This is a genomic window from Streptococcus pseudopneumoniae (genome assembly GCF_001074975.1).
Taxonomy (GTDB): domain Bacteria; phylum Bacillota; class Bacilli; order Lactobacillales; family Streptococcaceae; genus Streptococcus; species Streptococcus pseudopneumoniae_D.
The window spans coordinates 23,630-33,133 of record NZ_JUUO01000139.1 but is presented as its reverse complement, the minus strand read 5'-3'; the positions used below and the strand labels follow the sequence as shown (position 1 = coordinate 33,133).

Here is a 9,504-nt window from a genome sequence, read left to right as displayed (position 1 = left end):
AAACTAGGAAACTAGCCGCAGGCTGTACTTGAGTACGGCAAGGCGACGTTGACGTGGTTTGAAGAGATTTTCGAAGAGTATCAACCACCATAAAAGAGGCAGACAAAACTACCTCTTATTTACCTAGTTCTTGTGTTCGTTTGTAGGCTTGATGAACTGCATCCATGACCGTTCCTCGAAAAGCATGTGTTTCTAGGCTTGCTACACCAGCGATAGTTGAACCTCCTGGGCTACAAACTTGGTCTTTCAAGACCCCAGGATGCTCTTGGCTTTCTAGAACCAATTGTCCAGCTCCTACCACGGTTTGGGCTGCCATTTTCAAAGCCGTTTCTCGTGGCAATCCTGTCTGAACACCCGCATCTGCCAAGGCCTCAATAAAGAGATAGACAAAAGCTGGTCCACAACCTGCAAGACCTGTCGCTGCATCGATTAAGCTTTCCCCAAGTTCAACCAAGAGACCAGCCTTGGCTAGAAGCTGACAAAATAGCTCGCTGTCCTCAGCACTGCAATTAGGAGACAAGGCATAACTAATCACTCCTTGACCGATAGAAGCAGGGGTATTTGGCATCATACGAATAATCCGATGTTGACTTGGCAGAAGACTAGCCAGTTTTTCCAAGGTCAATCCAGCTGCCATAGAAATCAAAAGAAGACTTTCTCGTTTTTCAAGGATGGTCTGGTATTGAGTAAGCAAGTCTGAAAACTGTGCAGGCTTGACTCCTAGAAAAATCACATCTGCTTCTGCGAATATTTCTTCATTGCTAGAAGCTTGTCCACCAAAGTCTGCAATGAAAGCATCTACCTTGGCTTGACTACGATTGGCAAGGAGAATCTGTTCACCCGTCTTGGCCTGCAAAACAGCCTTGGCCAAACTAGCACCCATATTCCCCAAACCGATAAATCCAATCTTCATCTCTTACTCCCTTATCTGTCCATCACCAGTAACCACATACTTGTAGCTAGTCAATTCCTTCAAGCCCATGGGACCACGCGCGTGCAATTTCTGAGTTGAAATCCCCATTTCACAACCCAGGCCAAATTGACCACCATCTGTGAAACGCGTTGAAGCATTGACATAGACAGCTGCAGAGTCTACTTGATCTGTAAAGTAAGCTGCCGCATCCGCATTTTCCGTCACAATGGCATCCGAATGATGGGTACTATGGGCTTCAATATGGGCAACTGCTTCTTCTAAACTGCTCACAACCTTAACAGCTAGGACATAGTCTAAAAACTCGGTGTCAAAGTCTTGAGCCTCGGCTGCTTGACCTGAAACAAACTGACTTGCTTTACTATCCAAGCGGAATTGAATTGGTTCCAACCCAGCTTCCTTACGCTCTGCAACCAGCACTTGCTCCAAGCGAGGAAGGAAGCTTGCTGCCTTGGCTTCATGAACGAGGAGGACTTCCATGGCATTGCAGACAGAAGGACGACTGGTTTTGGCATTGTTGATGATAGACAGAGCCTTAGCCTCGTCTGCGTCCTTATCCATATAGACATGGACAATCCCAGTCCCTGTCTCGATAACAGGTACGATAGCATTCTCAACCACGGCATTAATCAAGCCAGCCCCTCCACGAGGAATGAGAAGGTCTAGATAGCCCTTGGCCTTCATCATAGCATAGCTACTTTCTCGGCTAATATCTTCCACCAGTTGAATCACGTCTGGGTGAATGGTAGTCGTCTCCAAGCCCTTCTTCAAGGCTGTGACAATGGCATGTGCTGTTTGATAGGCATCCTTACCACTACGAAGAACGACTGCATTTCCACTCTTGAGAGCCAAAGCAGCCGCGTCAGACGTCACATTTGGACGACTTTCATAGATAATACCGATAACACCCATGGCCACACGTTTCTTTGTGATAACCAAGCCATTTTCAAGATGATTGGTTTCTAAAACTTCACCGATTGGATCTGGTAAAGCAACCACTTCACGAATACCAGTTGCCATTGCTTCTATACGACCTGCATCCAAATAAAGACGATCCAACATCACATCTGAGATTTTACCTTTAGCCGCTTTCATATCGAGGGCATTTGCCGCTAAAATCTCCTCAGTAGCTGCTAATAAGTAATCAGCCATGGCTAGCAAGGCTTGGTTTTTCACCTCTTCACTAGCTGTGTTGATCGATTTTTTAACAGCCTGTACCTGTTCAAATTGTTCTTGTGTACTTACCATAATTTACCTCTAAAATTCTGTAAAGAGTAGTTGGATTTCAGGAGTAATGGAAATCCAGTCATCACGGTGAATCAAGACACCCTTGGCTTTTTGAGAACGCAACATATCCTCCAAAGCAGAGGCACCAAATTGCACGCGTCCTTTTCCAAGCGATTTTCCACTTTCCTTGTCAAATACTGTCACGATATCACCGTAAGAAAAGGCTCCTTCTGCTTCAACAATACCAGATAAGAGAAGACTCTTTCCATGTTGAGAGAGAGCTTCAGCAGCCCCTTTATCAACCCAAATAGAACCCTGACTCTGAGCATAAAAGGCCAGCCATTGTTTCTGGGTACGAAGTCCCTTCTCTTGCGCAACAAAGTAGGAACCATCCTTGGTCTCCTCAGCCGCTTCAATCATTGCATCTGCCTTCAAGGATGAGCAGATATAAACAGGAACTCCTGATTCCGTCGCAATAGTTGCAGCTTTGATTTTTGTAAGCATGCCCCCAGTTCCGTTTGAAGAACCGGCACCACCAGCCATATCAATAATTTCACGATTAATTGTTTCAATTTTTTTCAAACGTCTAGCCTTAGGATCAGAGTTCGGATTTCCAGTATAAAGACCATCGACATCTGTCAAAAGGACTAAGAGATCTGCTTGAACCATTGCTGCTACCTGAGCACTCAAAGTGTCATTGTCTCCAACCTTGAGCTCATCAATAACGACACTGTCATTCTCGTTGATGATAGGAATCGCGCCACGGTTAAGTAGAACTGACAAAGCCTGATAGGCATTTTTATAACGACGCTTATCTACAAAATCATCCTGGGTCAGCAAGATTTGGGCAGAAACGATTTGGCGCAAGAGAAGATTGGTCGTGTATTCTTCCAACAAAAGTCCTTGTCCAACCGCTGCTGAAGCCTGTTTATCAGCAATCTTTGTCGGACGCTTTTTAAATCCTAAGGCCCCAAAACCAGCAGCAATGGCACCTGACGATACCAAAATCAATTCATGACCAGCCTCTTGCAACATAGCCAACTGCTGGGTAATAGCTTTTACTTTACTACGTGATAAACTTCCATCCTCATTTGTCAGAGAAGAAGTTCCCACCTTAAAGACAATCCGTTTGTATTTCATAGTCTCACTCCGATTCTTCATATTTATCCATTATAACATGAATAATAGGAAATGGAAAAGAGTTGATAGAAAAAACCGCTAGTCCTAAGAATAGCGGTTTAATCATGTTTTTAAGCTACTAATGTAGTTGCTCTATTATTTAAGAGTAACTGAAGCTCCAGCTTCTTCCAATTTAGCTTTGATTTCTTCAGCTTCTGCAGTTGCAACGCCTTCTTTAACAAGTGCTGGTGCACCGTCAACAAGTTCTTTAGCTTCTTTAAGTCCAAGACCAGTGATTTCACGTACAACTTTGATAACGCCAACTTTTTTGTCGCCTGCAGATGTCAATTCAACGTCGAATGAATCTTTAGCAGCACCAGCGTCAGCAGCACCAGCTGCAGCAACAGCTACAGGAGCAGCTGCAGTTACACCAAATTCTTCTTCGATAGCTTTTACAAGGTCGTTCAATTCAAGGATTGAAGCTTCTTTAATTTCAGCAATAATGTTTTCAATGTTCAATGCCATTGTTATTTCCTCCAAATATGTTTTTAAATTTATAATAGATTTTTCGTAGCTAGGCTACGCTGCGTAGCTTAAGATTAAGCTGCGTCTTCTTTGTTGTCTGCAACCGCTTTGACTGCAAGAGCAACGTTGCGCACTGGCGCTTGAAGTACAGAAAGGAGCATAGAAAGAAGTCCTTCGCGGTTTGGAAGAGTTGCAAGTGCAAGAATCTCTTCTTTAGATGCGACAGCGCCTTCAATTGCACCACCTTTAATTTCAAGTGCTTCAGCGTTTTTAGAAAAGTCGTTCAAGATTTTCGCTGGTGCGATAACATCTTCGTTAGAAAATGCTACTGCAGATGGTCCAACAAATACTGATGCAAGTTCTTCAAGACCAGCTTTTTCAGCTGCACGACGCAAGATTGAGTTTTTAATAACTTTATACTCAACTTCGCTTCCACGAAGCTCACGACGAAGAACTGTATCTTGCTCAACTGTTAAACCACGAGCGTCTACAACGACGATAGATGCAGCAGCTTTCATTTTTTCAGCTACTACGTCAACTAGTTCCGCTTTTTTAGCAATAATTGCTTCACTCATTAGTGTGTTCACCTCCGTTATTATTTTGCTTGGGGAAATTTTTCAAAAGAAAAACGCGCCCAAACCTAGACACGAAAGTACAATACGCTTCTTTTTACATGATACGTTTTGTCCTCGGTAGGATACTTATGAGTCTCGCTCCCCTACTGTCTTAGGCAGTTTTTTCAAACCGTCTATAAGTATAGCATAGTCAAAAAAAGAATGCAAGATTTTTGCAAACTTTTTTAAAATTTTTTCGTTATTTTTCTTTTAAAGTTCTACTGTCAGAACTTGACCTTGCTTAACAACTTGTTCTCCGGCAATATAGACATCATCAACATCACTGGCTTTGACTGCATAGACAAGGTGAGAAAGCATATTTTCTTGGGGTTGGAGATGGATTTTCCCTTGTGGTTGAATAACGAGAAAATCTGCCTGCTTGCCAACTTCTAGACTTCCTATCTGTTCTGCCATTCCTAAGACCTTAGCCCCTTCAATTGTCAGAGCCTTGAGAGCTGTTTCGATAGGAAATTGGCTGGCATCTCCACTTTTCATCTTCTGAAGAAGTGCTGCAGTCCGTCCTTCCTCAAACATATCAAGATTGTTATTGGAAGCAACTGAGTCCGTCGCAATTCCCACTGCTACTCCTGCTTTTTGGAGCTGGATAATTGGAGCGATTCCTGAGGCCAGTTTGAGGTTACTGATAGGATTGTGGGCGATAGATACTTGAGAGGTTACCAAACGTTCAATTTCTCGTTCGTTTAATTCTACCCCGTGAGCAAAGACAGACGGATGGTCTAAGTAACCCAGTTCTTCTAGAAAAGCGAGGGGACGTTTGCCGTATCGTTTCAGGATAATGCCAGATTCCTCCTTAGTCTCAGCAACATGAATATGGATAGGAATATTCAACTCTTTTGCCATATCTAAGCTTTCTTCCAGCAAGTCTCTACTACAACTGTAAGGAGAATGTGGGGCTACCATCACCTTGAAATTTGGATTTTTATATCCAATAATTTCTTCAATGATAGCTCGAGTTCTACTTATAGTCTCAGCAGTTGTTTCAGCTTCTGAAGAAAAGAGGGTTGGAGAAAAATAGCAACGCATCTTAGAAACTTTCACTTCTTGATAAATCCGTTCAATATCCACACCATTGGGATTATACATATCGTTGAAGGTTGTTGTTCCCGACTGGAGCATCTCTATCATAGCTTCTTTAACCGCTCTTGTAGTCATGTCGGGAGTAAACTCAGCTTCTGCAGGCCAGATATAGTCATTGAGCCATTCATGGAGATTGCTATCATCTCGGATCCCTCTCAGACCTGTCATTGCAGAATGGGTGTGACAATTGACCAAACTAGGCATAATCCAGGCTCCCTGATAGTCTATAATCTGCTCAGCTTGCTCTAAAATCTCTGACTTCTCTTGTCCGACATAGACGATTTGAGAATCCTTAACGGCTAAGATTCCATCTAGATAGACATGGAAATCTTGATCACAAGTCACGATATTTACATGCTGATAGACTTTCATACTAGGCTCCTTTTCTAAAAGACAATTTACAGTGAATAATTTTTCTAGCTATTGTAACAAAAAAGTCACCCGAAGGCAACCTTTTTTGTTCATAAGATTTCAAAGTAGAAAGGTTTATTCAGAACTAAAGGCTGCAGCTTGCTGCATTTGGTAATACTTACCCTTTCGGGCCATGAGATCCTGATGGTTCCCATACTCAACGATGTCACCATCCACCAAGACTAGAATCAAATCCGCATCCTGAATGGTTGACAAGCGGTGGGCAATGATAAAGCTTGTGCGCCCCTTCATGAGTTTAGCAAAAGCATCCTGTACCAACACTTCTGTCCGCGTATCGATAGAAGAAGTTGCCTCGTCTAAGATAAGAATCTTGGGAATAGCCAGAAAGACTCGGGCAATGGTCAAGAGCTGAGCCTGACCGACAGAGAGAGATTCTCCAGCATTTTCTAACTTTGTATCGTATCCCTGTGGCAACTGTTGGATGAAAAAGTCTGCATTGGCTGCCTTGGCAGCAGCAATCACCTGCTCTCGACTAGCTTCAGGATTGCCAAAGGCAATATTATCATGAATGGTCCCTTGCTTGAGCCAGGTTTCTTGGAGCACCATGCCAAACTGCTGTCGTAGCGAAGCACGACTATAGTCATAAATGGATCTTCCGTCTAGCAAGATATCTCCTGAGTTAATAGGATAGAAACGCATAAGAAGATTGATAAGGGTTGATTTGCCAGCACCTGTCGGACCAACGATGGCCACCTTGCTACCAGCTGGAATATCAATAGATAAGTCCTTGATCAAAATCTTTTCAGGATGATAGCCAAAAGAGACATGTTTAAAGGAAATAGCTCCCTTAACTTGGTCACTAGTCAACTCTTCCTTACCACTTTCAGCCACCTCAGGACTTTCTAAGACAGCATAGACACGCTCTGCACATGCCAAGGCACTTTGTAATTCGGCTAGAACTGAAGAAATATCGTTAAAGGGCTTAGTGTACTGTTGGACATAGTTCAAAAAGGTCACTAAACGTCCAATGGTCAAGGTAGAGCCTATCATGATACGATAAGCTCCCACTCCAGCTAGAAGGGCATAAATGAGCGAATTTACAAAGCGAGTTGAAGGATTGACCGTTGATGAATAAAAGATGGCTGACTGAGAATAGCTTGCGTAGTTATCATTTGCCTCATGCAGTTTTTGGATAAACTCTGCCTGAGCATTAAAAGACTGGATAATGGTCTGCTGGCTCAACGATTCTTCAATCAACTGAGTCTGAATTCCTCTCGTCTCTGTTTGCTTCTGGAAGAGATGATAGGAGCGTTTGGCAATGAAGCGTGAAATCACCATAGACAGCGGTGTTAAGAGCAAAACCAAGAGAGTCATCAAGAGATGAATTTGAAGCATGGCAAGGATACTGACCAAAATCATCAATACTCCGATGAAAAATTGGTTGAAAATCATATTCAGACCTGTGGCCAACTGTTCAATATCTGTCGTCACACGGCTGACCATTTCTCCACTACCTTGTCTGTCTACAAGAGCAATCGGTAGACGATGGAGCTTATGGATGATTCGCTCTCGCAAGTCTCTGGTATAAGAGAAAATTAGGCGATTATAAAGAAGTGGATTTACCCATTGTACCAGAGTATTTCCTATGACCACCAAGACCATTTGAACGAAAATCTGCCAAAAAACTGATGATGAACCAATCACTAGGACTTGGTCAATAACCTGCCCAAGCAAGATAGGAAGATAAATAGATAAGCCGACTTGGGCAATGGTTCCTAGAAAGGCTAGGAAAAGGAGAAAGGGATGTCTTGCTAAATCTACGGCCAAACGTTTGAGCGTCTGATTTGCTGTTTGTCGTCTCATGCTAGTCCTCCTTTCCATGTTGGGATGCATTGATTTCGCGATAGACTTGACTAGTTTTCATCAAATCATCGTGCTTGCCGATAGCTAGGAGCTCCCCTTTTTCCAAAAGGAGAATCTGGTCAGCCATCTGAAGTGTAGAAGTTCGTTGAGAAATCAAGATTAAGCTCGTGTTTGGTAAGTTCTCTCGAATAGCTTTCAAGAGTTTAGACTCGGTAATGGTGTCCAGCGCCGAAGTCGCATCATCCAGGATGAGAAAAGGAGCTTGGCGCAAAACTGCTCGGGCAATCGACAAGCGTTGCTTTTGACCACCTGAGAAATTTCGGCCGCCTGCTTGGACTTCTGCTTCCAAGAGCCCTTCCTTTTCACTGACAAAATCCTTGGCCTGGGCAATTTCCAAAGCCTGCCAGAGTTCTTGGTCAGAGACTGTCTCTTCTATACCCAAAGTCAAGTTGGAACGGATAGTTCCCTTAAAGAGTTCGACTTTTTGGGGTACATTGGTAATCCAAAACCGCCATTCCTCCAAATTACGAGGACTAGATCCATCTAGATAAAGGGCAATGCTTCCCTTGCCTACTGGATAGAGTCCAAGTAAGACTTGCACCAAGCTTGACTTACCAGAACCAGTTCCCCCAATGATACCAAGGATTTGCCCTTGCTTCATATCAAAAGAAATGTCTCTCAGAGAAGGCTGGGCCGCATCAGGATAGGTAAAGGTCATTTCTTGGACTTGTAAAACCTGATTGCTGGTAACTTGCTTTTGTCCTAATTCTGAATGGATATCTTCAGGAGTCTCAGCAAATACCTCCTCGATTCGCTTGGCTGAGATATAAGACTGGTTGAGAGAATTTATCAGCATAGCTAGCTTGACCAATTCCACCAAAATCTGCAAGAGGTAGTTGATGAGGGCAATGAGAGCACCTTGGCTGAGTAGATCTCCTTGAATAGAAACATATCCCTGCCAGATAATGACGAGGAGGGTTCCATTAACAATCAGATAGGTCAGGGGTGTTAATAAACTAGACCAGAAACCTGTTTTTTCTTGCAATCTGGCATAGATTTGGTTAAGGGTTTGAAAAATTTGTAACTCTCGTTTTTCTTGTCCAAAAGCACGAATAACCCGCATTCCTTGTAATTGCTGGCGCGTTTCTTGAACCAGTTGGTCCGTTTTCTTTCTCAGACTACTGTAGAGAGGATTGACCAGTCTAGAGAGCCCTACAATGACAATGGTCAAAATGACAACCATGACCAAAAACCAGAAAGTCAACTCAGCTGAGATTCGATAGGCCATAAAAATAGCACCAAAAACGATAATGGGCGCTCTCAAAAAGAGACGCAGGAATTGATTGATACCAGTCTGAATCTGGTAGGTATCAGAAGTCAAGCGAGTCACCAAACTCGAAGTTGTCAAGCGGTCTCTGCTGTCCTTGGGTAAAGAAAGAATATGACGATAGAGGTCGTCTGTCAGTTCTTTGGTAAATCCCACCGCAGCCTTGGCTGAGTAAAACTGGGCTATCAAGGCCACTACAACGCCAATTACTGCAAAGATAAGGAGAAGTCCAATCTGCATCCAGAGATGACCTTGATTTTTCTGGGGTATGGATTGGTCAACAATCCCAGCAATCACCATGGGAACCAAGAGCTCAAAAACAGCTTCTAACAGCTTGAACAAGGGGGCTAAAATCGATTCCCTGATGTAGGGTTTAAAGTAAGATAATAGGTGTTTCATAAATCCCTTCTATTCTTATTCTGGAAATG

At 43.2% G+C, this 9,504-nt stretch carries 8 protein-coding genes and 1 other annotated feature; all 8 genes read right to left on the bottom strand.

Annotation, left to right across the window (positions count from 1 at the left end):
• Nucleotides 1-115: 115 nt before the first annotated feature.
• Nucleotides 116-913, bottom strand: coding sequence for a pyrroline-5-carboxylate reductase (gene proC, locus ADI86_RS10370; RefSeq protein ID WP_049532947.1), 798 nt, complete (start codon nt 911-913; stop codon nt 116-118).
• Between the two features lie 3 nt (nt 914-916).
• Nucleotides 917-2,179 (bottom strand): glutamate-5-semialdehyde dehydrogenase, encoded by a 1,263-nt coding sequence (locus ADI86_RS10365; protein ID WP_049532946.1) that lies wholly within the window; start codon nt 2,177-2,179, stop codon nt 917-919.
• A gap of 9 nt (nt 2,180-2,188) precedes the next feature.
• A complete protein-coding gene (gene proB / locus ADI86_RS10360; protein WP_049532945.1) occupies nt 2,189-3,298 on the bottom strand; it encodes a glutamate 5-kinase in 1,110 nt (369 codons plus the stop codon).
• Nucleotides 3,299-3,433: 135 nt separating this feature from the next.
• Nucleotides 3,434-3,802 (bottom strand): 50S ribosomal protein L7/L12, encoded by a 369-nt coding sequence (gene rplL, locus ADI86_RS10355; protein ID WP_001196965.1) that lies wholly within the window; start codon nt 3,800-3,802, stop codon nt 3,434-3,436.
• Nucleotides 3,803-3,876: 74 nt separating this feature from the next.
• Nucleotides 3,877-4,377 (bottom strand): 50S ribosomal protein L10, encoded by a 501-nt coding sequence (rplJ, locus tag ADI86_RS10350; RefSeq protein ID WP_004259693.1) that lies wholly within the window; start codon nt 4,375-4,377, stop codon nt 3,877-3,879.
• 38 nt (nt 4,378-4,415) lie between these two features.
• Nucleotides 4,416-4,551: a sequence feature (ribosomal protein L10 leader region), on the bottom strand.
• Between the two features lie 75 nt (nt 4,552-4,626).
• Nucleotides 4,627-5,886 (bottom strand): TRZ/ATZ family protein, encoded by a 1,260-nt coding sequence (locus ADI86_RS10345; RefSeq protein WP_049532944.1) that lies wholly within the window; start codon nt 5,884-5,886, stop codon nt 4,627-4,629.
• A 114-nt stretch (nt 5,887-6,000) separates the two neighbouring features.
• Nucleotides 6,001-7,749 carry an ABC transporter ATP-binding protein gene (locus ADI86_RS10340; protein ID WP_049532943.1) on the bottom strand — a complete coding sequence of 583 codons (1,749 nt, stop codon included), beginning with the start codon at nt 7,747-7,749 and terminating at the stop codon, nt 6,001-6,003.
• Nucleotide 7,750: 1 nt separating this feature from the next.
• On the bottom strand, nt 7,751-9,475 hold the full coding sequence (locus ADI86_RS10335; RefSeq protein ID WP_049532942.1) for an ABC transporter ATP-binding protein: 1,725 nt from the start codon (nt 9,473-9,475) through the stop codon (nt 7,751-7,753).
• Between the last annotated feature and the right edge of the window lie 29 nt (nt 9,476-9,504).

Excerpts from the sequence above, each read along its gene's own strand:
- proC (WP_049532947.1), bottom strand. The coding sequence starts at position 913 with ATGAAGATTGGATTTATCGGTTTGGGGAATATGGGTGCTAGTTTGGCC.
- ADI86_RS10365 (WP_049532946.1), bottom strand. The coding sequence starts at position 2,179 with ATGGTAAGTACACAAGAACAATTTGAACAGGTACAGGCTGTTAAAAAA.
- proB (WP_049532945.1), bottom strand. The coding sequence starts at position 3,298 with ATGAAATACAAACGGATTGTCTTTAAGGTGGGAACTTCTTCTCTGACA.
- rplL (WP_001196965.1), bottom strand. The coding sequence starts at position 3,802 with ATGGCATTGAACATTGAAAACATTATTGCTGAAATTAAAGAAGCTTCA.
- rplJ (WP_004259693.1), bottom strand. The coding sequence starts at position 4,377 with ATGAGTGAAGCAATTATTGCTAAAAAAGCGGAACTAGTTGACGTAGTA.
- ADI86_RS10345 (WP_049532944.1), bottom strand. The coding sequence starts at position 5,886 with ATGAAAGTCTATCAGCATGTAAATATCGTGACTTGTGATCAAGATTTC.
- ADI86_RS10340 (WP_049532943.1), bottom strand. The coding sequence starts at position 7,749 with ATGAGACGACAAACAGCAAATCAGACGCTCAAACGTTTGGCCGTAGAT.
- ADI86_RS10335 (WP_049532942.1), bottom strand. The coding sequence starts at position 9,475 with ATGAAACACCTATTATCTTACTTTAAACCCTACATCAGGGAATCGATT.